The sequence below is a fragment of the Polaribacter vadi genome, assembly GCF_001761365.1.
In the GTDB taxonomy this organism is placed as follows: domain Bacteria; phylum Bacteroidota; class Bacteroidia; order Flavobacteriales; family Flavobacteriaceae; genus Polaribacter; species Polaribacter vadi.
The window spans coordinates 3479821-3503668 of record NZ_CP017477.1 but is presented as its reverse complement, the minus strand read 5'-3'; the positions used below and the strand labels follow the sequence as shown (position 1 = coordinate 3503668).

The 23848-nt window shown below is 30.0% G+C and carries 21 protein-coding genes; 9 read left to right on the top strand and 12 right to left on the bottom strand.

Annotation, left to right across the window (positions count from 1 at the left end; genetic code table 11):
* Nucleotides 1-9 precede the first annotated feature (9 nt).
* The 5 genes from LPB03_RS15105 to LPB03_RS15085 form a co-directional block, all read right to left on the bottom strand.
* Nucleotides 10-1017, bottom strand: a complete 1008-nt coding sequence (locus LPB03_RS15105) for a DUF6588 family protein (RefSeq protein ID WP_065320293.1) — start codon at nt 1015-1017, stop codon at nt 10-12.
* A 104-nt stretch (nt 1018-1121) separates the two neighbouring features.
* The gene (gene gyrB / locus LPB03_RS15100) at nt 1122-3059 is read right to left on the bottom strand and encodes a DNA topoisomerase (ATP-hydrolyzing) subunit B (RefSeq protein ID WP_065320294.1); all 1938 of its coding nucleotides are present in this window, start codon (nt 3057-3059) and stop codon (nt 1122-1124) included.
* A 284-nt stretch (nt 3060-3343) separates the two neighbouring features.
* Nucleotides 3344-6676: a bifunctional amidotransferase subunit GatB/aspartate--tRNA ligase AspS gene (gene gatB/aspS, locus LPB03_RS15095; protein ID WP_065320295.1), complete on the bottom strand. Its 3333-nt coding sequence runs from the start codon at nt 6674-6676 to the stop codon at nt 3344-3346.
* Entirely contained in the window at nt 6676-8073 is a 1398-nt protein-coding gene (locus LPB03_RS15090) for an amidase family protein (protein ID WP_065320296.1), read from the bottom strand. The genes gatB/aspS and LPB03_RS15090 overlap by 1 nt, the downstream gene beginning before the upstream one ends.
* Before the next feature lie 71 nt (nt 8074-8144).
* On the bottom strand, nt 8145-8408 hold the full coding sequence (locus LPB03_RS15085; RefSeq protein WP_065320297.1) for an Asp-tRNA(Asn)/Glu-tRNA(Gln) amidotransferase subunit GatC: 264 nt from the start codon (nt 8406-8408) through the stop codon (nt 8145-8147).
* A 766-nt stretch (nt 8409-9174) separates the two neighbouring features.
* Between LPB03_RS15085 and LPB03_RS15080 the strand changes: the two genes are divergently transcribed.
* From LPB03_RS15080 to trpA, 9 genes are all read left to right on the top strand, one after another.
* Nucleotides 9175-10566 (top strand): anthranilate synthase component I family protein, encoded by a 1392-nt coding sequence (locus tag LPB03_RS15080; protein ID WP_065320298.1) that lies wholly within the window; start codon nt 9175-9177, stop codon nt 10564-10566.
* Nucleotides 10567-10813: 247 nt separating this feature from the next.
* Complete coding sequence (locus LPB03_RS15075; protein WP_065320299.1) at nt 10814-11398, top strand: anthranilate synthase component II; 585 nt, start codon at nt 10814-10816, stop codon at nt 11396-11398.
* Between the two features lie 165 nt (nt 11399-11563).
* Nucleotides 11564-12553, top strand: a complete 990-nt coding sequence (gene trpD, locus LPB03_RS15070) for an anthranilate phosphoribosyltransferase (protein WP_065320300.1) — start codon at nt 11564-11566, stop codon at nt 12551-12553.
* Nucleotide 12554: 1 nt separating this feature from the next.
* Entirely contained in the window at nt 12555-12734 is a 180-nt protein-coding gene (locus LPB03_RS15065; RefSeq protein ID WP_065320301.1) for a hypothetical protein, read from the top strand.
* Between the two features lies 1 nt (nt 12735).
* Nucleotides 12736-13527, top strand: coding sequence for an indole-3-glycerol phosphate synthase TrpC (trpC, locus tag LPB03_RS15060; protein WP_065320302.1), 792 nt, complete (start codon nt 12736-12738; stop codon nt 13525-13527).
* A 67-nt stretch (nt 13528-13594) separates the two neighbouring features.
* Nucleotides 13595-14131, top strand: coding sequence for a DNA-deoxyinosine glycosylase (locus LPB03_RS15055; RefSeq protein WP_231953110.1), 537 nt, complete (start codon nt 13595-13597; stop codon nt 14129-14131).
* Nucleotides 14128-14823, top strand: coding sequence for a phosphoribosylanthranilate isomerase (locus LPB03_RS15050; protein ID WP_065320532.1), 696 nt, complete (start codon nt 14128-14130; stop codon nt 14821-14823). The genes LPB03_RS15055 and LPB03_RS15050 overlap by 4 nt, the downstream gene beginning before the upstream one ends.
* A gap of 66 nt (nt 14824-14889) precedes the next feature.
* Nucleotides 14890-16074 carry a tryptophan synthase subunit beta gene (gene trpB / locus LPB03_RS15045; protein ID WP_065320303.1) on the top strand — a complete coding sequence of 395 codons (1185 nt, stop codon included), beginning with the start codon at nt 14890-14892 and terminating at the stop codon, nt 16072-16074.
* 94 nt (nt 16075-16168) lie between these two features.
* Complete coding sequence (gene trpA / locus LPB03_RS15040; protein ID WP_065320304.1) at nt 16169-16936, top strand: tryptophan synthase subunit alpha; 768 nt, start codon at nt 16169-16171, stop codon at nt 16934-16936.
* 50 nt (nt 16937-16986) lie between these two features.
* On the opposite strand, the gene LPB03_RS15035 is transcribed toward trpA, so the two are convergent.
* The 7 genes from LPB03_RS15035 to LPB03_RS15005 all read right to left on the bottom strand — a co-directional run bounded on the left by LPB03_RS15035 (nt 16987) and on the right by LPB03_RS15005 (nt 23690).
* Nucleotides 16987-17817, bottom strand: coding sequence for an FKBP-type peptidyl-prolyl cis-trans isomerase (locus LPB03_RS15035; RefSeq protein ID WP_065320305.1), 831 nt, complete (start codon nt 17815-17817; stop codon nt 16987-16989).
* A 121-nt stretch (nt 17818-17938) separates the two neighbouring features.
* Complete coding sequence (locus LPB03_RS15030; protein ID WP_065320306.1) at nt 17939-18571, bottom strand: TonB-dependent receptor plug domain-containing protein; 633 nt, start codon at nt 18569-18571, stop codon at nt 17939-17941.
* 91 nt (nt 18572-18662) lie between these two features.
* Nucleotides 18663-20276 (bottom strand): amidohydrolase, encoded by a 1614-nt coding sequence (locus LPB03_RS15025; RefSeq protein WP_065320307.1) that lies wholly within the window; start codon nt 20274-20276, stop codon nt 18663-18665.
* A gap of 6 nt (nt 20277-20282) precedes the next feature.
* A complete protein-coding gene (locus LPB03_RS17015) occupies nt 20283-20633 on the bottom strand; it encodes a DoxX-related protein (protein WP_496559461.1) in 351 nt (116 codons plus the stop codon).
* Nucleotides 20634-20754: 121 nt separating this feature from the next.
* Nucleotides 20755-21579, bottom strand: coding sequence for a thymidylate synthase (locus LPB03_RS15015; protein WP_065320309.1), 825 nt, complete (start codon nt 21577-21579; stop codon nt 20755-20757).
* Nucleotides 21580-21662: 83 nt separating this feature from the next.
* Nucleotides 21663-23060 (bottom strand): NupC/NupG family nucleoside CNT transporter, encoded by a 1398-nt coding sequence (locus tag LPB03_RS15010; RefSeq protein ID WP_065320310.1) that lies wholly within the window; start codon nt 23058-23060, stop codon nt 21663-21665.
* 18 nt (nt 23061-23078) lie between these two features.
* Entirely contained in the window at nt 23079-23690 is a 612-nt protein-coding gene (locus LPB03_RS15005) for a bifunctional nuclease family protein (protein ID WP_065320311.1), read from the bottom strand.
* Nucleotides 23691-23848: the final 158 nt, after the last annotated feature.

Here is a 23848-nt window from a genome sequence, read left to right as displayed (position 1 = left end):
ATTGACATTTTATCTAAAGCTAAACGCAACACCTGCATTAACTGTGTTATATTCTTGTAAAGTATAATCTGCGAAAAATTTAAAAAATCCAAGACTTAATCTTATACCTGCAGTTGTTCTAAAACTGCTTGCATCAAAATCAGAATCTATTGGATCTGATATTGTTCTTGTTTGCAATCCATAATTTAAAGTGTAATCTCCAGACATTGTTAAAGATGAGTTTCCTGTACCATATCCAACACCTCCATAAACATTAATTATTGGAAAGTTTAAAGAGCCAATTGCATGGAATGAATATGAATTTAATTTAAATGCTGCTAAGCCATTATTTGTAGAAATATTTCCTCCACTTTCTATTTCATAATCTGCAGTTACGTTAGTATAAGTTGCCATTAAAGCAACATGAAGTGGTAGTTTATCTAAAGGACCAAACCAACTTGTAATTTCTTTTTTAATTCCGATTCCAAAAAGACCTGCTTCAACTCCATCAAAATCTACAGTAGGTATATATCTAACACTACCTTCAAAACTAGCAGGCAAACCAACATTTACTTGAACACCTGCAGATGGAAAAACACCTAATGGTAAATCTTCATCTATACCTCCAGGTGTATTAAAAGTAGTAGAATATAGTATGCCATTTTGCGTATAATTAACTGTAGCAGACTGTCTCGTATTTTCTGAACCAGCTACAGTTGCTACACCATTTAAATTTCCTGTAGGTTGATTTATAGATGTTAAACCCGATAAAGAAAATAATTGATCTTCACTTGGTGCTGTAGATCCATTTGCAAAAATAGTAACATCAAATCCAAGTGTTTTATGAACTTTTGCTGTATGATACCAACCACTATTTGTTCCATTAATTAAACCTTTCATAGCTGGGTTTATATAGGCTTCAATTAACTGAGTTCTATCATTATCGCCAGCAAGTAAATACCCTTCAAAACCATCTTGAGCTTTTGTGTTAAAGGCAAAAACAAACATGCCTATAAAAAATAAAATTCCTTTTTTCATAATTTTTAAAATTTTGTAATGATATAGATTGATTATAAAGCTAATATAAAAAAAAATACACACTTCGTAATGAAGTGTGTATAAATTGTACTAAATAATTTATATTATACGTCTATATTTGCATATTTCGCATTTCTTTCAATAAAATCTCTTCTTGGTGGTACTTCATCTCCCATTAACATAGAGAAAACTCTATCTGCTTCTGCTGGACTATCAATAACAACTTTTCTTAAGGTTCTAAATTCAGGATTCATTGTAGTATCCCAAAGTTGATCTGCGTTCATTTCCCCAAGACCTTTATAACGTTGTACGCTAACAGAACCTCCCATTTGCTGAGCAATTATATCACGTTGATTATCATCCCAAGCATATTCTCTTTTCTGTCCTTTTTTTACTAAATATAAAGGTGGAGTTGCAATATAAATATAACCTTGCTCAACCATTTCTCTCATATATCTAAAGAAAAAAGTAAGAATTAAAGTAGCAATATGCGATCCATCTACATCAGCATCACACATAATAACAACTTTATGATAACGAACTTTAGATAAATTTAAAGCTCTTGGATCGTCTTCTGTACCAATAGAAACACCTAAAGCTGTAAACATATTTTTGATTTCTTCGTTCTCAAAAACTTTATGTTGCATTGCTTTTTCCACGTTCAAGATTTTTCCTCTTAAAGGTAAAATTGCTTGAAAGTTTCTGTCTCTACCTTGTTTTGCTGTTCCACCTGCAGAATCTCCCTCAACTAAGAAAATTTCACATTGTGCTGGATCAGTTTCTGAACAGTCAGATAATTTACCAGGTAAACCACCAATACTCATCACTGTTTTACGCTGTACCATTTCACGCGCCTTCTTTGCTGCGTGTCTTGCTGTAGCTGCTAAAATTACTTTCTGAACAATGGTTTTTGCATCATTCGGATTTTCCTCCAAATAATCTGTTAACATTTCTGAAACTGCTTGACTTACTGCAGCAGAAACTTCTCTGTTTCCTAATTTTGTTTTGGTTTGACCTTCGAATTGTGGCTCTTGAACTTTTACAGAAACAATAGCTGTTAAACCTTCTCTAAAATCATCTCCTGCAATTTCGAACTTTACATTTTTCAGTAAACCAGATTCATCAGCATATTTTTTTAAAGTACTCGTTAAACCTCTTCTAAATCCTGATAAATGTGTTCCTCCTTCATGCGTATTAATATTATTTACATACGAATGTAAATTTTCTGCATACGAAGTATTATAAACCATGGCAACCTCAACAGGAATCCCATTTTTTTCACCTTCCATAGAGATTACAGAAGCTGTTAATTGCTCACGAGTAGAATCTAAATATTTTATAAATTCTGGCAAACCTTCATCAGAATGAAACACTTCAGAGATAAAGTTTCCTTCATCATCTGTACTTCTCTTATCTGTTAAAGTGATGGTAATTCCTTTGTTTAAATATGATAATTCGCGCATTCTAGTTGCTAACGTATCATAATTAAAAACAGTCGTTTGTTTAAAAATTGTTTTATCTGGTAAAAAAGTAACAATGGTTCCAGTAAAATCTGTTTCTCCAATTGTTTTAACAGGATACAAAGCTTTTCCTTTCGAGTATTCTTGTTGCCAAACTTTACCTTCTTTATGAACAGTTGCTACTAATAAGTCAGAAAGAGCGTTTACACAACTTACACCAACTCCATGCAAACCTCCAGAAACCTTATAAGAATCTTTATCGAATTTACCTCCAGCACCAATTTTAGTCATTACAACCTGTAATGCAGAAACACCTTCTTTTTTATGAATTCCAACAGGAATTCCACGACCATTATCTTTAGTTGTTATAGAGTTATCTTCATTAATGGTCACATCAATAGTATCACAATAACCACCCATTGCTTCATCAATAGAGTTATCTACAACTTCATACACCAAATGATGTAAACCACGAGGCCCAACATCTCCAATATACATAGATGGACGCATTCTTACATGCTCCATTCCTTCTAATGCCTGAATACTGGACGCATCATATTCTTTTTTAATTTCTTCGCTCATAAAAATGAATTATTTATTTTTAGGTTGATGAAACTCGTCTTGAAAAAACAAATTTCTTAGACTCAAATTTACGAATTTATCATCTTCTTAAAAGCCTTTTTAGCAATTTTGTTTAAAAATTATCAACATTTGTAAAAAATATAAAAGTGGCTTAAATCGCTTAAAAATGGTTTTAATTTATATTTTTGATGTTTTTATTATGCTTTTTATTTTATAAAATTAAAAAATCTCGCAAAAGCGAGATTTTTTAAATATGGTATTCTTTGAATTGATGTAAATTAAGGCTATTTCCTAATAATCCTAACATTCATTTCTTCCACTTTTTTATCTGATAAAATAGAAGGTGCATTAAATAACAAATCTTCAGAAGAGCCAGTTTTTGGGAAAGCCATTACTTCTCTAATTGATGCTTTCTTTTCTAGAATCATCATTAATCTGTCAATTCCCCAAGCAATTCCTCCATGAGGTGGTGCTCCATATTGAAACGCTTTATACATGGTTCCAACACTTTTCATCATTTCCTCTTTATTATAACCCATATTTTTATAGGTTGCTTCTAAAATTTCTGCTTTATGTGCTCTAACTGAACCTCCACCAATTTCGTAACCATTCAAAATTAAATCATATTGTTGCGCAATAATTTCGCCAATTTCAGCATCTTTATTATTCATGTGTTTTTCCAAATCGTAAATTGCTGGCATCGAAAAAGGATTGTGTGTAAACGTCCATCTTCCTTCTTCTGTTTTTTCAAACATTGGGAAATCTACAACCCAAGCAGGTCTTAATTCCTTCGGATTTATCAACTTTAAGATTTTTCCCATTTCTTGACGAACAGCATCTAAAGCTTTGTTTGCAGTTGCATAATCTGCAGCAGAGAAAAACACGATATCACCAATTTGAGCATTCGTAGCTTTGATAATATTTGCTGCAATTTCTTCACCTAAAAATTTAATAATTGGCGATTGTAAATCGTTTTCATTTACAATAATATATGCCAAACCACCTAAACCATTTTGTTGAGCGATGGCAGTTAAATTCTCAATCTGTCCTTTAGACATTCTGTTTTTACCTTGTTCTTTGGCAGAAACTTTAATACATTTTACAATTCCTCCTTCTTCAATAGGTTTGCTAAAAACTTGAAAAGTAGTTTCTTTTACAATTCCTGTAATGTCTTGCATTTGCAAACCAAAACGTAAATCTGGTCGATCACAACCATATTTATCCATCGCATTTTTATAAGTAATTACTTCAAAAGGATGTAAAATCCATTTTTTACCATAAATATTTTTCACAACTTCATTAAACATTTTTGTGTTTAAATCGATAATCTGCTGCATACTTGCATATGCCATTTCAATATCTAATTGTGTAAATTCTGGCTGTCTATCTCCTCTAGAATCTTCATCTCTAAAACAACGTGCAATTTGGAAATATTTCTCAAAACCACCAACCATCAACATTTGTTTAAACTGTTGAGGCGCTTGTGGTAATGTATAAAATGAACCTGCTTGCTTTCTGGTTGGTACAATAAATTCTCTTGCACCTTCATCTGTTCCTGCAGTTAAAATCGGAGTTTCAATTTCTAAAAACTCTTCTTCATCTAAAATATCTCTAAGTAATTTTATTACTTTATGACGATTTACAATTGCCTTGCGAACTTCATCATTTCTATGATCTAAAAACTTGTATTGAAAACGAGTAGTTTCATTCGTTTTCATGGCTCTTTTTATTTCAAAAGGCAATGTTTTCGATAAATTTAAAATTTCTAAAGCAGATGTTTCTAACTCTAATTTACCAGTTCTTAAACCTGCATTATAATCATCTTCATTTCTTTGAACCACAATTCCAGTAACCATAATTACAGTTTCTGGCTTTAATTTTACCAATTCATCTAAATTAGGAAATGTTTCTCTGCTTAAACGAACTTGAAAAATTTCTGTACTCGAATCACGTAAATCTATAAAAATTAATTCTCCATGATCTCTAACACTAGAAACCCAACCAGCTAAAGTTACTTTATCTTTAATTATTTTTTCTGATAAATCAGATATTTTATGAGTTCTATATTCATCTTTTATAATGATTGGAACTGTTTGTAGTTCTTCTTCTTTTTTTGGCTTTTCGCTAGTAGCTTTTTGCGATTGACTTTTTGCATTTGGTTTTTCGCTAACTGCTAAAGACGAATCGCTAACTGCGTCTAAAATTTCCTGACGAATTACTTTTCCAGAAGCACCTTTCCCAATTATTCCAATAACTTTACCAACAAGAATTCCTGCTTTTCCTTGATTTCCTGCTTTAATATCATTTGCAATTGCTTCATTTTCTGCAATTACTTTTAAAACAGCTAGCTTTATTTTTTCATCAGAAATTGTGTTTTCTTCAAAATACCTGTTATAATCAAACTTTCTATCTTTTAAATAATTGATAATTGCATTTTGAACTAAAACAGCCGTAATTTTTTCTGCTTTAAACAATTGAAAAATTTCAATTAAATGATTTACATCGTGAATAGCTGCATATTCATCTGCACCAATATTATTCACCAATGTTTTGGCAACAAAAGATGGATCTTTAATCACATTATTAATGGCTACAAAAGTTTCAGAACGAAGCGAATCTGCAGTAAAAAATTTAGCATCTTGAGGCAAAACTCCACCTTTTATCAAAATAGATTCTACAGCAAAAGGCAAAGAACTGATATCAACATCAATACTTTCAACTACATTTTTAATGTTTACAAAAGGCAAATCTGGTTCAGAAATAAATCTGTAATCAGCTTCAAATTCCTTTTTACGCATGGTTTTAGTTTGCTTTAAATCAGCATCCCACAAAACTGTTGTTTGGTCTGGTCTAAATTCCTTATGGTCTATATAATAGGTAAGTTGCTTTTCGATTTCCTCCTTTAAAGCTTCCACCATAAACTTAAACGAATTCAAGTTTTTGATTTCTGTTCTCGGGTTTAAATTATACGTATGTTTTTTTCGAAGAGAAACAGAAACATCACTTTTAAATTCCCCTTTTTCAAGATTTGCTTCAGATATTTTTAAATTCTGAACAATTCTCTGAATATATTGTGCGTAGGTGGATGCATCTTCAATATTTCTGATACAAGGCTCTGTAACAATCTCAATTAAAGGAACTCCTGCTTTGTTAAAATCGACTAAAGAAATTTTCTTTTCGTGCATCAATTTTGCAGCATCTTCCTCTATATGAACTTGCGTTAAATTCACAGTAAATTGACTCCCATCGTTCCTAAAACACGAAACTTGTCCATCAGGAATTACAGGATTATGAAACTGTGTAATTTGAATATTTTTTGGATTATCTGGATATTCGTAATGTTTACGATCCCAAGAAATAACCTCGTTTTTAAAAGTAGATTTTACTGCTTTTCCAAAATAGATAGCTTTGGTAATTGCTTCTTTATTCAAAGATGGTAAAACACCCATTTGCCCAGTACAAACTGAACATATATTGGTGTTTGGCTGTTCTATTTCTTGATTTGCACAAGAACAAAACAACTTCGATTTTGTGTTTAAACGAACGTGTGTTTCTAAACCAATTACGAGTTCTAACTCATGTTTTTTTAGTAAGTCATTTAATTTCTCTAGCTCCATTATATCAAATCATTTAAGAAATTAGCGAATTGTAAAACCAATTCATCATTATTTTTTGCGGCCGAAATTTGCAATCCAGTTGCTGTTCCTTTTGGAATTGTTAACGTTGGTAATTGCCCTAAACTAAAACCAACTGTATATGCATCAGATAAATACATGGCTAAAGGATCTTTTAAACTATCGCCAATTTTTGGAGGTAAGTTTGGTGTTACAGGTGATAAAATAATATCAACTTCCTTAAAATCTTTTTCGAAATTAGCAGCAATTTGATCTCTCAAATTCAATCCTTTTAAATAAATTTCATCAGAAAAACCTTGTGATAAAACTTGATTTCCACCAACAATTCTTCTTTTAGATTCTTCTGAAAAATTTTCTGAACGAGTTATTGAATAGGTATCTTTTAAATTGTCTCCTTCAATTCTGTTGCCATAATTTGTGCCATCTAATCTTGATAAATTAGAAGCAGTTTCTGCCATTGCTAATGTGTAATACGTAGAAACCAACGTATCTGACTCAAAGAAATCTAATTCTTTAACTTCAATTCCTTTGGCTTTTATTTTTTCTATGGACGCTAAAAAATCCGCTTTAATTTCGGCACTAATTGCATCATTATTGATAAAATTCTTAAAATAACCAACCGTTTTTATGGCATCAGTATTTAAAACACTTTCTTTTGATATTGATGAAGATTGATACGTAGTTTGATCTTTTACGTCTTTACCACTCATCGCATTTAAAACAATTCTAATATCTTCTGTAGATTTTGCAATTGGGCCAACACAATCTGTAGAAGATGCATAAGCCATCAAACCAAAACGAGAAATCCTACCATAAGTAGGTTTAAATCCAAAGACATTATTATAACCTGCAGGTTGACGAATGGAACCTCCTGTATCTCCACCAATTGAAAAAACAGTAAAGCCTTTTGCAACATTTACTGCAGATCCTCCACTTGAACCTCCACCAACTAAACTTGGATTTACGGCATTTTTAACTGCGCCAAAAATCGTGTTTTCAGAAGATGAACCATGTCCAAAACTATCGCAATTTTCTTTTACTAAGGGAATTGCACCAGCATCTAATAATTTCTGAATTGCAGTTGCTGTGTACGCAGATTTGTACTTTTTCAGTAAATCAGAACTTGCAGTTGTATACGTTCCTTGAACCATATACACATCTTTTATTCCAAAAGGAATTCCCTCTAACAAACCAATTTCTTCTCCACTTTCAATTTTAGCATCCACTTTTTTAGCCAATGCTAAAGCAGTTTCATCTAATAAAGAATTAACAGTATTGTGAGTATTTTGTTTCAATAAACCCAATCTGTCTTGCACTAATTTTGTACAGGTAATTTCTTTATTCATCAATTGCTGATGAATTTTATGTATTTCGCTCATAAGTAAGCTTTGATATTTTATTTCAGTTGGTTTTTACAAATTACCAAAAACCAACAACTAGAAACTAATTTTTATTCTTCTATTACTTTTGCAACTACTAAATAGCCGTTTTTCTCTTTAGGAAAATTTTCAATGATAATTTGTTTTTCAATTTCAGAACTATCAACCACAACATCTTCTCTTAAATCATCTAAAAAAACAGCATTTTTATTTTCAACAATAGTAGTATTGTTGATGTTGGCATTTTTTATTACATCAAATAATTTATTTACAGTTTCTGAAGGCTTTGCTCCTTTAATACTAGACAAAACGTCTACTGTCATCATTTTACTCATTTCTATACTTTTTACTAAAAAAAGCCTTCCAAATTTGGAAGGCTTTTTTCTATTTTATACAATAACCTTCTTATCCTAAAAATTAGGATTATTAAAATTAAGATTGTTATTATTTATGATCATTTTAAGCTGAACTAAATCAGTATTTTTTCGTGATTGCTGGCAAATATATGTTAAATAAATTTTATACAGAACCAGTTTAAGTATCTCTTTTTACAATCTAAAGAATACTTATTGTATTTGTAAAATATTGATGTTTAATTATTAAATCGATAAAAATTAAATAAAACACACCAACAATTTATAATAAAAATCATTGGTGCATCTATTAATTCAGTAAATTCAAATCAAACACAAGTTTGAGCTACAAAATAACACATTATAATTGTTTTTATAAATCATATTTTATAAATCTATTATAATATGAAACATTTTTTAATAATATGATTTCAATATGTAAGTTAAAATCTGTTTGATTTAACTTATCAATTCTAAAATTAAAGTTGATACAAAAAAGATTGCTTAAAATTTGGTCAAACAAAAATCCCTCTTTACATTTGTGCAACAATGATAAATAATACAAAAAATATTTGGTGGTGGAACTCTCTTAATAAATAAGTGAGAACTAATCCTGTATTTTATATATATATAAAAGGCTTATCTCACGATAAGCCTTTTTTTATAGCCAAAATTAAAGCGCTCTTAATCTTCCTGAAAAGGAAGAAATGAGAACAAAATATAAATTACTGAAATAAATTCAGAATTAATGAAAAAAACACATTTTAAATCGATTCACAAACAAAAAATATCAGACACAGTAACACCTGTAGGCTTGTATTTACGTTTTAGAGATAAATTTGCAAACACGCTTTTGTTAGAAAGTTCAGACTATCATAGTAAAGAAGAAAGTTTCTCTTTTATTGCAATTGAGCCTATCTTAACAATGAAAGTGGATGATTACCAATTTTCAATTTCACATAAAGGGACAGAAATAGAAAGCAAACCAATTGATAAAAATTTCTATGAATTGTTCGATAAATTCACGAATTCAATTGATTTGGATTGTCCTGCTGAATTAAAATCATTTAATGGTTTATATGGTTATACAACTTTTGATTCTGTTCAATATTTCGAAAACATAAAGTTCACGAACAAAAAAGCACCTTCTGCAATTCCAGAAATGCAATACAGTTTTTACAGATTTATTATTGCCATTAATCATTTTAATGATGAAATGACCTTAATAGAAAATATTGAAGAAGGAACTGAATCGAGAATTCATGAAATAAACACCATTATTGATGCGCAAGCATTTAATACACAAAAATTCGAAATTGTTGGTGAAGAAACTTCTAATGTTACAGGCGAAGAATTTATCGAATATGTAAAAAAAGCAAAATCGCATTGTAAAAGAGGTGATGTTTTTCAATTGGTTTTATCTCGCCAATTTCAGCAAAAATTTAAAGGCGATGAGTTTAATGTGTATAGAGCTTTGCGTTCTATAAATCCTTCTCCATATTTGTTTTATTTCGATTATGGAAGTTTCAAATTAATGGGTTCTTCACCAGAAGCGCAAATTAAAATATCCGAAGGAAAAGCAACCATAAATCCAATTGCAGGAACGTTTAGAAGAACTGGCGATATTGCAGAAGACAGGAAATTAGGTAAAAAATTATCCGAAGATAAAAAGGAAACTGCAGAACATGTAATGTTAGTAGATTTGGCTAGAAACGATTTAAGCAAACATGCTGATAATGTAACTGTTGAGATTTTCAAGGAAGTACAATATTTTAGTCACGTAATTCATTTGGTTTCTACAGTTCGTGGAAAAATCAAAGGAAATCCCATAGAAATTGTGGGCGATACTTTCCCTGCAGGAACATTAAGTGGCGCTCCAAAATACAAAGCGATGGAATTAATTAACAAATATGAAAACCAAACTCGTGGATTTTATGGTGGTGCAGTTGGTATTATTGGTTTGGATGGTTCCGTGAATTTGGCGATTGCAATCCGTTCTTTTGTGAGTAAAAACAACGTTTTGTACTCGCAAGCAGGAGCAGGAATCGTAATTCATTCTGATGAAAAAAAGGAATTACAAGAAGTAAATAATAAATTAGCAGCCTTAAAAAAAGCGTTAATTTTGGCAGAGAATATTTAGGATATTTATTTGGGCGTTTTAACGGGCTTTCCACTATATCTTTTTTCAGAAAAAGAAAAAAGGATGTCGTTTCAATCCCTAACGCACATTGAGGAATGAAGAAAATATTTGCAATTACAAATATACTTTTAGGAATATTTGGAATATTATTAATATAGTATTTGTGATTTTTATAATTTATAAAGTATATAAACACTTTACAACAATTAAACAAATCCACGATTAAACGATTACACAACAAAAAAATATGAAAATATTAATTTTAGATAATTACGATTCGTTTACCTACAATTTGGTTCACATGGTTGAAAAAATCACAGGAAATTTTCCTGCAGTTTTTAGAAACGATGAAATCAGTTTGGAAGATGTAAATAATTACGATATGATTATGCTATCTCCAGGACCTGGAATTCCTGATGAAGCAGGAATTTTAAAAGACGTAATTAAAAAATATGCAGGGATCAAACCCATATTTGGAGTTTGTTTAGGTTTGCAAGCAATTACAGAAGTTTTTGGAGGAAAAATCATCAATTTAGAAGATGTTTTTCATGGAGTTGCTACAGAAATGGAAGTAACTTTAAAAGAAGCAATTATTTTTAAAGATGTTCCTGAAAAATTTTTAGCAGCAAGATATCATTCTTGGGCAGCAACAGATGAAGGTTTTCCAGAAGATTTGCAAGTTACTGCAAGAGATGAAGATGGTTTAATTCAAGCAATTGAGCATAAATTATATCCAATTTCTGCAGTTCAGTTTCATCCAGAATCTATTTTGACTGATGTTGGAGAACAATTGGTTACGAATTTTATAGAAAAATACAAAAGCCCATCCTAACCTTCCCAAAGGGAAGCAACTAGCAAGTTTGCGATAAAATGAAAAAATTACATTTTTGCGAAAGCAAAGATTTTAGAAATAAAAGAGAATAAAATTAACATAAGAGTGTTTTTCCCTGGAGCTTGTATTGAGCGCAGACGAAATAGGGAAATTAAAAGGGGCTTTATGAAGGATATTTTAAATAAATTATATAATCACGAAAGATTGTCTAAATCTGAAGCAACACAAATCTTAAAAGATATTGCTGCAGAGAAATATAATGATGCACATTTAGCATCTTTTATGACCGTTTTTATGATGCGACCTATTACAGCAGATGAACTTTCTGGTTTTAGAAATGCATTAAATGAATTGGCTATAAAAGTAGATTTATCAGCTTATAATACAATTGATATTGTTGGAACTGGTGGAGATGGAAAAGATACGTTTAATATATCAACTTTAACTTCTTTTATTGTTGCAGGAACAGGACAAAAAGTAGCAAAACATGGTAATTATTCTGTGTCTTCGCAATCTGGTTCTTCAGATATGTTAGAGAGTTTTGGGTATAATTTCACCAATGATGAAAGTATTTTGAGAGAACATTTAGAGAAAGCAAATATTTGTTTTTTACATGCTCCAAAATTCCATCCAGCAATGAAAGCTGTAAGTGGAACCAGAAAAGCGTTGGCATTAAAAACGTTCTTTAATATGTTAGGCCCTTTGGTAAACCCAAGTTCACCAAAAAACCATATGTTAGGAACTTTTAATTTAGAAGTTGCACGTTTGTATAATTACATTCTGCAAGAAGAAGACATCAATTATGGGATTATTCATGCATTAGATGGTTATGATGAAATCTCTTTAACAAGCGGATTTAAATTCTTTACTAAAAACGGAGAACAAATAATAAATCCAGAAGATTTAGGACAAAAAAGAATTCAACAATCAGAAATCTTTGGAGGAAATTCGGTTGCAGATGCAGCAAAAATTTTTAAATCTATTTTAGAGGGTAGTGGAACAGAAGCACAAAATAATGTGGTATTAACAAATGCTGCTTTTGCCTTAACAATTGTTGATGATAAAAAGTCTTTTGAAGCTGCTTTTGAGGAAGCAAAAGATTCACTTTTTGGATTGAAAGCAAAACAAACATTAGATAAATTAGTAAATTTATAAAATGACAAAAAAGAAAAATAATATAATTTTAATTATTCCAGCTTTCTTTTTAATGGGAGCTGTTATAGGAATCCAAACAAAAGAGCTTTTTAAACAAGCTGCAATTGGCTTGATTGTTGGAGTTATCATTTACTTTTTCTTAAAATATAGAAATAAGAATATTAATAAAACAAAGTCTTAAAATGACTATACTAGATAAAATTATCGCATTTAAAAAGAAGGAAATCGCTAAGATAAAAGCAGAAGTTCCTGTTCAAAAATTAGTACAAAGTCCGAAGTTTAAAAGATCTACAATTTCTTTGAAAAAATCTTTGTTGGAAGTCGGTTCAACAGGAATTATTGCTGAGTTTAAACGTCAATCTCCATCAAAAGGAATTATAAACGACAAAGCTACAATTGCTGATGTTACTAATGGATATTTGGATGCAAACGTAGCTGCACAATCTATTTTAACAGACACTTCTTTTTTTGGAGGAACTATGGCAGATTTGATGGAAGCTAGAGTTATCAACCAAATAAAACCAATTTTAAGAAAAGATTTTGTGGTTGATGGATTCCAAATTGTGGAAGCAAAAGCCATTGGTGCAGATGTAATTTTACTGATTGCTTCGTGTTTAACAGCAACAGAATTAAAAAACTACGGAAATCTTGCTACAGATTTAGGGTTAGAGGTTTTGTATGAAGTGCATACACAAGAAGATTTAGATAAAATTAATGATTTGGATAACAAAATAATCGGAATCAATAATAGAAATTTAAAGACTTTTGAGGTAGATTTAGAGCATTCCATTAAATTGGCAAGTCAAATTCCAGATACGTGTGTTAAGGTTTCAGAAAGTGGAATTTCTGACCCAAGAATTATTACAGGATTGAAAGAATATGGTTTTCAAGGTTTTTTAATAGGAGAAAACTTTATGAAACAAGAGAATCCTGGAGAAGCATGTCAGGAATTTATAAGCCAATTGAGATCATAAATCCATCTTAACTTTGCTTAAGAAAAGGAATTTTGACTGATGAGAAAATAAAATATTAGAAAAAAGATTGATTCACAAAAGTAAAAATACAGAAAACGATTCTAACTTGATTTTCTTAGGAGAAACAGGGGCTTTATCTTTTGATCCTATTTTACCACAAAATCCTACAATATTTATATTAGGAACAATGCCAGGAAAACAATCTTTGAAACAACAACAATATTACGCGAATAAAAGAAATTCGTTTTGGAAAATAATTTTTGAATTAACTGATGAAATTTACAGCGAAAATTATGCTGAAAGAATTGATGTTTTGATAAGAAATCATATTGCAATTTGGGATATCTGTCAATTTGCAAACAGAAAAACAAGTTTGGATTCTGATATTAAAAATGAAGTTCCAAATCCTATTAATGAAATTATTGAAATGTATCCGTCAGTAAAACAAGTAATTTTTAATGGTCAAAAAGCGGAAAAATTATATTATAAGTATTTTAGTGAAATAGAAGATATTACTTACAATCTTGTTTTATCAACAAGCCCAGCAAATGCTAGATTTTCATTTAGAGAAAAGTTAAATAATTGGAAAACAATAATACTATGAAGTTGAAAGTTTGTGGAATGAAATATGTAGAAAACATCCAAGATGTTGCTGCATTAAAACCTGATTATTTAGGGTTTATTTTTTATGAAAAATCGAAAAGAAATTTTGAAGGGATTATACCTGATTTGCCAGCATCAATTAAAAAAACAGGAGTTTTTGTAAATGAGCATATCGAAATTGTAATTTCTTTAATTGAAGAATACAGATTAGATGCCATTCAATTACATGGAGATGAATCAGAAAAATATGTAAGTGATTTAAAAAATCACTTGGCAGAAAGAAGAGCGTTATTTATTGAAGAAAATAAAGAGATCAAAAAGAAAAAAAATCAACATTATATTTCTAAATCAGCAATAGAAATTATTAAAGTTTTTGGAATTAAAGGTGAATTTAATTTTGATATTTTAAAACCTTATGTAAACATTGTTGATTATTTTTTATTCGACACCAAAGGAAAAGAAAGAGGAGGAAATGGAACTAAATTCGATTGGTCTGTTTTAGAAAAATACCCTTTTGAAAAACCTTTCTTTTTAAGTGGAGGAATAAGTTTGGATGATTTAGAACAAGTAAAAATAATGGCAAAATCTAATTTACCAATTTATGCTTTAGATGTAAATAGTAAATTTGAAAGTGAGCCAGGAAGAAAAAAAATAAAAGATTTAGAAAAATTAAAACAAAGTTTAACTATTTAATTATTAATGCGATTAGTTGCAACAATTACTCAATTAAACAAATAAACGATTGCACAATATAAAGATATGAAATCAAAATTTCACCCAGACAAAAACGGATATTTTGGACAATTTGGAGGCGCATTTATTCCAGAATTGTTGTACCCGAATGTAAAAGAACTTGAAGATAATTATATCCAAATTATCGAATCTGAAGAATTTCAAACTGAATATAAAGCATTATTAAAAGATTTTGTTGGTAGACCAACACCTTTATATTTGGCAAAAAGTTTATCAGAAAAATATGGAGCTCATATTTATTTGAAACGAGAAGATCTTTGTCATACAGGAGCTCATAAAGTAAACAACACAGTTGGGCAAATTCTGATTGCTAAAAAACTAGGAAAAACTAAAATTATAGCAGAAACTGGAGCAGGCCAACATGGAGTTGCAACAGCGACTGTTTGTGCTTTAATGGGTTTAGATTGTACTGTTTTTATGGGCGAAAAAGATATTGTTCGTCAAGCACCAAATGTTGCTAGAATGAAAATGCTAGGTGCAAAAGTAGTACCTGCAATTTCTGGTTCTAAAACATTAAAAGATGCAACAAATGAAGCTATCAGATATTGGATTCAGAATCCAGAAACGTTTTATTTAATTGGTTCTGTAGTTGGCCCACATCCACATCCAGATATGGTTGCAAGGTTGCAAGCTATAATTTCTGAGGAAATGAAATGGCAATTAAAAGAGAAAACAGGAAAAGAAAATCCAGATACAATTATTGCTTGTGTTGGTGGAGGAAGTAATGCTGCTGGTGCTTTTTATCATTATATGGATGATGAAAGTGTGGAATTAATTGCGGTTGAAGCTGCTGGTTTAGGTGTAAATTCTGGTGAAAGTGCTGCAACTTCTCAATTAGGTGAAGTTGGAATTATTCATGGTTCTAAAACCATCTTAATGCAAGATGAATATGGCCAAATTGTGGAGCCTTACTCTATTTCTGCTGGTTTAGATTATCCTGGAGTTGGTCCTTTACATGCGTTTTTATATGAAAGTAAAAGAGCAAAATTCATGAATGCTACAGATCAAGAAGCGTTAGATGCAGCTTATGAATTAACGAAAATTGAAGGAATTATTCCTGCTTTAGAAACTGCTCATGCTTTAGCTGTTTTATCAAAAATTGAGTTTAAAAAAGATCAGGTTGTGGTTATAAATTTATCTGGAAGAGGAGATAAAGATTTGGAAACTTATATTAAGCATTTAAAAGAGTAAATTTTAAAAATTATCACCTTGAGCGCAGTCGAAAGGTAATGATGATTTTATAAACAGTTTTCGACTGCGCTCAAAAAGACAAATTATATTACGTATGAATTCAATTCAACAATTATTTCAGCAAAAAGATAAAAACCTTTTATCAATATATTTTACTTGTGGATATCCAAAGTTAGAGGATACTACAAAAGTGATAGCAGCATTAGAGCAAAACAATGTAGATTTTATTGAAGTTGGTTTGCCATATTCAGATCCTTTAGCAGATGGCCCAACAATTCAGGATAGTAGCCAAAAAGCATTAGAAAATGGAATTAATTTGGACATTGTTTTTGAACAGTTGATGACTATTAAATCATCAAACAAAACACCTTTAGTTTTAATGGGATATTTGAATCAGATGTTAAAATTTGGTGAAGATAAATTTTGTAAAAAAGTAGTTGAGTGTGGAATTGATACCTTAATTATTCCTGATTTACCCATGGTTGAATTTGAAAATCATTATCAAGAATTATTTCACAAATATGGATTAACGAATGTCTTTTTAATTACACCTCATACATCAGAAGAAAGAATTAAAAAGATTGATTCTTATACAAAAGCATTTATTTATGTAGTTGCGTCTTCGTCAATTACTGGTGCAAAAGGAGAGATTTCTAAACAGCAAATTGCCTATTTTGAAAGAATTAAAGCTATGAATTTACAAAGCAAATTAATTATAGGTTTTGGAATTTCTGATAAGGACACTTTTAATACAGCTTGTACGTATGCAAATGGTGCAATTATAGGTTCTGCTTTTATAAGAGATTTAGGAGATAATGGCGTTGATAATATTAATAATTTTATAAAACCAATTTTAGCATAAAAAAAAGCGAAACTTATAAGTTTCGCTTTTTTTATTGACTTTACATTTTATCAATTTATACTTTTTAAGTTTACATCAAAAAGCAGAACAGAGACTCTTGGAACACCTGTATTGCCATAAACTCCATATCCTAAATTGTATGGAATTAATAAAACACCATCTCCACCTTCTTTAAAATAGGTAATTCCTTCTGTCCAACCTGGAATGACTTGGTTTAAATTAAAAGAAACGCCATTAGCATCACTTTCATCAAAAACAGTTCCATCTAAAAAGTATCCTTTGTAAGCAACTGTTACATTAGAATTACTTGTTGGATAAGATGATCCTGTTCCCTCATTATTTATAACGTAATATAAGCCAGAATCAGTTTTTGTGGCAACCAAATTGTTAGTTTCAATATAATTTAAAATAGCAGTTTCATTTTCTACAAGATAATCTGCAACATTTAATTTTATATCAAACACTAAAACTTTTCCACCAGGTATGGAACCTGTATTATTACCAGACAAACCATAAGCTAGTTCAGAAGGGATTAATAAAACCCCTTCTCCACCTTCTTTAAAAAGCTGGATTCCTTCACGTAAACCTGGAATTATTTGTTTCAATTCTAATATTTCTGATTCACTTTGACCAATAGGTGTACCATCTAAAAAAGATAATTTATAGTCAATATTTACTGCAGAATTTTCTGTTGGTTTATTTCCTGAACCTTCCTCGTTAATTACATAATACAAGCCAGAATCCGTTTTTGTAGCATTTAGACTATTATCATTAATATATTTAATAATGTTTGCCTCAGTTTCGAGGTTAATATTTTCATCATCATTTAAACAAGAAGTAAAAAGAATTACTGATAAAAAAAGATATACGTAAGATTTCATGTTAAGTTTTTAAATTTTATGGTACTATTTATTAAATAGATATTGTACCCAAAATTAAATTTAGGAATAAATAAAATTTAATTAAGGGTAAAATAAATGATTCTTCCAGAAGTAATAATTCCTAAAATGTAGTAACTTTAATAACTCCATTTGCTCCTCTAGAACCAAATATAGAGGTCTCTGTGCCCTTGTATATTTGAACAGATTTTATAGTTGTAGGTACTATGTTTCCAAATATTGATTGACTTACTTGGTTATCATTTAAAATAAACATTGGTATATTACTGCCATTTACAGTATTGTAACCTCTTATACTTATTATATTATTGCCATTAACATGAACACCAGGCACTTTACCTCTTAAATAATCATAAATATCTTTAAACTGAATTGTATTATTTGAAGAGTTTGAATCTTCAGTTACTAAATCTGCTGATTTATTCTCAGAAATAATTTTAATTATTATCTTATCATTATTATTGTAAGTTACTTTCATCACTCCTATTGATGGAGAAAATGCTGTAATTTCTTTTGGTGCTTTATCTAATTTAATTTTAAAATAACCAGCTGAATTAGTTAGCCTTTGCTGTTTTACATCATCAATAAGAATAATAGCTCCAGGTATTGGGTTATTATTTACATCATGAACTAAAATAGTAAGCTTTATCTCTTCCATATTTTTACTTTCTTGAGAAGAAATATTTAAAGTAAAAATGAGTATTAGTAATAAAAATATATATTTAGTAGTTTTCATAATTTTTATTTTATAATAAGTTTAAAACTTATATATTAAAATCTAAATTTAGAGATTATTTTTATCTTATAAAAATTAAATATGTTAATAATTAATATACTTTTTCTCCATTTAAATAGGTTGCAACTACTTTTGTTTTAGGAATTTCATTTCCATAAATTTTCATAATATCTTGATCCAAGATTATAAAATCTGCGAATTTACCAACTTCAATAGAACCTTTTTCCTTTTCTTCAAAATTAGAAAAGGCTGCCCAAATTGTCATTCCCTTTAAAGTTTCTTCTCTTGATAATTTGTTTTCCATCTGAAATCCATACTCAGGATAACCTTCTAAATCTCTTCTAAATGTAGCCGAGAAAAATGTTAAGAATGGGTTTACTTGTTCTACAGGAAAATCGGTTCCTAAAGCAATTTTACCATATCTATTAAGCAAATTCCTATAAGCATAAGCACCTCTCATTCTGTCTCTTCCAATTCTTTCTTGTGCCCAATACATATCTGAAGTTGCATGTGTAGGTTGCACAGAAGGCATTATATTATTAAAATCTTGAAAATCTTTAGAAGATATAATTTGTGCGTGCTCAATTCTCCAACGTCTATCTTCTTCATCTTTCAAAACATCTTTATAAATTTTTAAGAGCCAAGTATTTGTTGAATCTCCAATTGCATGTGTGTTCATTTGATAATCAGAAGCTATAATTTGTTTTGCAATTTCTTGATATCTTTCTGGAGGATAAATTAATGCTCCAAAATGGTTTTCTCTATCAGAATATGGTTTACGCATTGCAGCCCCTCTAGATCCTAAGGCTCCATCTCCATAAACTTTAAAAGAGCGAACATTTAAACGATCTGTTTTTATGATTCCTTTATTTATGTAATAATCAATTTGTTCTTGGTTATCTCCAGAAACCATTGCATAAATACGCATTTTTAAAGAATTTTGTTGATGCAGTTCCTCAATTAACTCTATTGTATTTCTATCTAAACCAGCATCATCAACAGTTGTTAATCCATAAGAAAAACAAATTTTTTGTGCATCTAATAATCCTTGAATTGCTTCTTGTTTAGAAGGTTCAGGTATTTTTATAAAATTCATAGCTGCATCAATTAAAACTCCAGTTATCTCCCCATTTTTTAAAATAATTTCTCCTCCAGAAACTTTCGTGTCTTTTGTAATTCCTGATAAGTCTATTGCAGCTTGATTTACTAATAAAGCATGACCATCTACTCTACCTATAGCAACAGGTATCTTAGGAAATAGAGCATCTAATTTTTCTTTTGTTGGAAACTCTTTAATTTCCCAATCATTTTGATCCCAGCCACGTCCTGTAATAAATTGTACATTTTTCTCTTTTTGAAACGCTACTAACCTATCTAAAACCTCTTGATAACTTTTAGTGCCCTCTAAAGATACTTTTTGCTGTTGTAAACCCATTCTGAAAAAATGACAATGAGCATCAATAAAACCAGGAACTATAGCTTGTTCCTTTGCATTAATTGTGTCTTTAGCCTTAAATCTATTTTGGATTTCATCATTAGTACCTATTGCAACAAATTTTCCGTCTTTTACTGCAAAAGCTTCTGCAATATCAAAAAACTCATTAACTGTATATGTATTCGAATTAAGAACAATTAAATCTACTTCTTGCTTAACACAGGATAATAAAGAGATTGAAAAAATAAATATAAATATCTTATTTTTCATAATAATTTAGGAGTTTATATAAATAAAGTAAATCCCATAAATGAGTAGAAACTGAAAAGGGATTCTAACAATAGCTATTTTTTTAGAGCCAATTGCTGGTCTTTTCTTTGTAACATCCCATATATGAATTGGTAACAACAATATAAGTAAGATTATAATACTAATAGCAGAAAACTCTATGTATTTATCGAAAAATAGCCCTACACCCAAAAAGAACTCTATAAACCCAATAAAATAGTTTACAAATAATTTAGGAAAAAAATTAGGAATAAAATTCTTAAAAAAATTAGGTTTTATGATGTGCATTATTCCTGCAAAACAGAAAAAACACCCATAAATAATTTTTAAAATAAGCACTAAATTTTCCACTTGTATATTTATATTTTAAATATGATAAAAGGAAAATAGGTAGTACAAATTAATCTTTTTTAAATGTGATACTTCTTCTACAAATATCTATTGAGATTCTCCCTAAAATTTAAACTGCAACAGCTCCTTTTATATGAGGATGAGGATTGTAATCTAACAATTCAAAATCATCAAAAGTAAAATCTTCTATATCTTTTATGGATGCATTTATTTTCATTGTTGGTAAAGGTCTGATGTCTCTAGACAATTGTAACTCCAACTGATCTACGTGATTATTATAAATATGAGCATCACCAAAAGTATGGATAAACTCACCAACTTCATAACCACAAACCTGTGCAATCATCATTGTAAATAATGCATAAGAAGCAATATTAAAAGGAACTCCTAAAAATATATCTGCACTTCTTTGATATAATTGACACGATAATTTTCCATCAGAAACGTAAAATTGAAAAAATGCGTGACAAGGAGGTAATGCTGCTTTCCCATTGGCAACATTTTCTGAAAAAGATACAGAAGTATCTGGCAAAACTGATGGATTCCAAGCAGAAACCAACATTCTTCTAGAGTTAGGATTATTTTTTAGTGTTTCAATAACTTCTTTTAATTGATCTACTTCATCACTGTTCCAATTTCTCCATTGATGACCATAAACAGGTCCTAAATCACCTTTTTCATCTGCCCAAGAATTCCAGATTTTCACACCATTTTCTTGTAAATAGTTGATGTTTGTATCTCCTTTTATAAACCAAAGTAGTTCATAAATTATAGATTTTAAATGTAACTTTTTAGTAGTTACCATTGGGAAACCTTCACTTAAATCAAAACGCATTTGATATCCAAAAACACTTTTTGTACCTGTTCCTGTTCTATCTCCTTTTTCATTTCCGTTTTCTAAAACGTGTTTTACTAAATCGTGATATTGTTTCATTCTGATTGTGTAAGCGTTTAATTATTTATTTGAGTAATTGTTAAAACGTTTAGACAACTTAACGAATCAACAAAAACATCTTTTTAACCAATAATCATCCCAGCAATTGTTGCAGACATTAAAGAAGCAATGGTTCCTCCTAAAAGAGCTTTCATTCCAAATTCTGACAACGTTTTACGCTGACCTGGAGCTAAAGAACCAATTCCACCAATTTGAATACCAATTGATGCAAAATTTGCAAAACCACATAACATATAAGTCGCCATAATAATTGATTTGTTAAATGTTAAATGTGTTGCGCTTGCTATGTTTTTTAATTCTGCTAATTGAATATAACCCACAAATTCACTTGCTGCTAATTTTATTCCTAATAACTGTCCCATTAAAGCCATATCTTCTACTGCTACACCTATTAACCACATTAATGGCGCAAAAATATAGCCAAGAATTGCTTCTAAAGAAAATGCTTCGTAAGGAGTATTTGCAGCCATCCAAACATTTAAAGTTGTAATATCTCCTACCCAACCTAAAATTCCATTGATCATAGCAATTACTGCTACAAAAACTAACAACATCGCTCCTACATTTACAGCTAAACGTAACCCTTCAGTAGTTCCGTTTGCAATTGCATCTAAAACATTTGAACCTATTTTTTCTTGAGAAACTGTTACATCTGTATTCACTTCTTCTGTTTGTGGATACAACATTTTAGAAATCACAATAGCTCCAGGAGCTGCCATTACTGATGCTGCCAACAAATGTTTGGCAAATACCAATTCTAATTCTTTATCTCCACCACCTAAAAAACCAATGTAAGCTGCTAAAACTGCTCCTGCAACTGTAGCCATTCCACCAATCATTACCAACAGCATTTCAGACTTATTCATTTTCTCTAAATAAGCTTTTATCAATAAGGGTGCTTCAGTTTGACCCAGAAAAATGTTACCTGCAACAGACAAACTTTCCATTCCAGAAATTCCTAGAAATTTCGACAAAACAATCGCTAATAGTTTTACTATTTTTTGAATGATTCCTAAATAAAATAATAACGATGTTAATGCAGAAAAGAAAATGATTGTTGGCAATACTTGAAAAGCAAAAATATAGCCGAATTTATTCATATCTCCAACCATCCCTGCAAATAAAAATTCACTTCCTGCTTTGGTATATTCTAAAATTTCGATAAAAATTCCACCAATAAATTCAAATATTTTTTGAATAAAAGTTACTTTTAAAACACCAATTGCAATAATTAATTGCAGAGCTAAACCAATTCCTACTTTTTTCCAATCAATTGCTTTTTTGTTGTTGCTAAAAAGAAAAGCAATCACTAATAAAGCGAACATTCCTAAAACTCCTCTCCACAAACTATTAAAAGAAAAGCCTTGACTTGGTATAATTTCAGTTACAACTGTATCTGTAGTCTGAGAAAAAATTGAAAATGATAAAAAACAAAAAATGACAACAAGTATTTTTTTCATAATTTAAAAAGTATAATTTTAAGAACGCTTACTTATTTCGTCTCTTATTTTTGCAGCTACTTCATAATTTTCATTATCTACTGCATCATTTAACTGTTTGTGTAATTCTTTTAATGGAAGACTAGAAAAATTACTTGTATCTTTTTGAGGTGTTTTTTCTATATCTGATGAAAGTTCTTTAGAATCAAATTTATTTTCTAAAGCCATTTCTTCTTCGACCTTTAAATAAATTCCAGCTTTATCTAAAATATTTTCATAAGTATAGATAGGTGCATTAAAACGAACTGCAATTGCAATAGCATCTGAAGTTCTAGTATCTAAAACCTCTTCTACTCCTTCTCTTTCGCAAATCAAGCTAGAAAAGAAAACACCATCTACTAATTTATGGATAATTACTTCCTTAATATTAATATCAAAAGTATCCGAAAATGTTTTGAATAAATCGTGTGTTAATGGTCTTGGAGGTCTAATTTCTGCCTCTAATGCAATCGCAATAGATTGTGCTTCAAAAGCTCCAATAATAATAGGTAAAGTTCTTGTTCCTTCAATTTCACTCAAAACCAGTGCATAGGCACCACTTTGAGTTTGACTGTATGAAATCCCTTTAATGGTTAGTTTTATTAAACTCATATATCATTCTACAAAATATAAAAAAGCATCTTATACTATACTTTTTTAGAAGGCACAATTTAATAAAAATAATAGATTGAAAACCTTTATTTTATCAGTTTTTATCAAAAAGAAAAAAACCTATTAGTTATACCACCAATAGGTTTTCGTTTAAAAAC

Excerpts from the sequence above, each read along its gene's own strand:
- LPB03_RS15105 (WP_065320293.1), bottom strand. The coding sequence starts at position 1,017 with ATGAAAAAAGGAATTTTATTTTTTATAGGCATGTTTGTTTTTGCCTTT.
- gyrB (WP_065320294.1), bottom strand. The coding sequence starts at position 3,059 with ATGAGCGAAGAAATTAAAAAAGAATATGATGCGTCCAGTATTCAGGCA.
- gatB/aspS (WP_065320295.1), bottom strand. The coding sequence starts at position 6,676 with ATGGAGCTAGAGAAATTAAATGACTTACTAAAAAAACATGAGTTAGAA.
- LPB03_RS15090 (WP_065320296.1), bottom strand. The coding sequence starts at position 8,073 with ATGAGCGAAATACATAAAATTCATCAGCAATTGATGAATAAAGAAATT.
- LPB03_RS15085 (WP_065320297.1), bottom strand. The coding sequence starts at position 8,408 with ATGAGTAAAATGATGACAGTAGACGTTTTGTCTAGTATTAAAGGAGCA.
- LPB03_RS15080 (WP_065320298.1), top strand. The coding sequence starts at position 9,175 with ATGAAAAAAACACATTTTAAATCGATTCACAAACAAAAAATATCAGAC.
- LPB03_RS15075 (WP_065320299.1), top strand. The coding sequence starts at position 10,814 with ATGAAAATATTAATTTTAGATAATTACGATTCGTTTACCTACAATTTG.
- trpD (WP_065320300.1), top strand. The coding sequence starts at position 11,564 with ATGAAGGATATTTTAAATAAATTATATAATCACGAAAGATTGTCTAAA.
- LPB03_RS15065 (WP_065320301.1), top strand. The coding sequence starts at position 12,555 with ATGACAAAAAAGAAAAATAATATAATTTTAATTATTCCAGCTTTCTTT.
- trpC (WP_065320302.1), top strand. The coding sequence starts at position 12,736 with ATGACTATACTAGATAAAATTATCGCATTTAAAAAGAAGGAAATCGCT.
- LPB03_RS15050 (WP_065320532.1), top strand. The coding sequence starts at position 14,128 with ATGAAGTTGAAAGTTTGTGGAATGAAATATGTAGAAAACATCCAAGAT.
- trpB (WP_065320303.1), top strand. The coding sequence starts at position 14,890 with ATGAAATCAAAATTTCACCCAGACAAAAACGGATATTTTGGACAATTT.
- trpA (WP_065320304.1), top strand. The coding sequence starts at position 16,169 with ATGAATTCAATTCAACAATTATTTCAGCAAAAAGATAAAAACCTTTTA.
- LPB03_RS15035 (WP_065320305.1), bottom strand. The coding sequence starts at position 17,817 with ATGAAATCTTACGTATATCTTTTTTTATCAGTAATTCTTTTTACTTCT.
- LPB03_RS15030 (WP_065320306.1), bottom strand. The coding sequence starts at position 18,571 with ATGAAAACTACTAAATATATATTTTTATTACTAATACTCATTTTTACT.
- LPB03_RS15025 (WP_065320307.1), bottom strand. The coding sequence starts at position 20,276 with ATGAAAAATAAGATATTTATATTTATTTTTTCAATCTCTTTATTATCC.
- LPB03_RS15015 (WP_065320309.1), bottom strand. The coding sequence starts at position 21,579 with ATGAAACAATATCACGATTTAGTAAAACACGTTTTAGAAAACGGAAAT.
- LPB03_RS15010 (WP_065320310.1), bottom strand. The coding sequence starts at position 23,060 with ATGAAAAAAATACTTGTTGTCATTTTTTGTTTTTTATCATTTTCAATT.
- LPB03_RS15005 (WP_065320311.1), bottom strand. The coding sequence starts at position 23,690 with ATGAGTTTAATAAAACTAACCATTAAAGGGATTTCATACAGTCAAACT.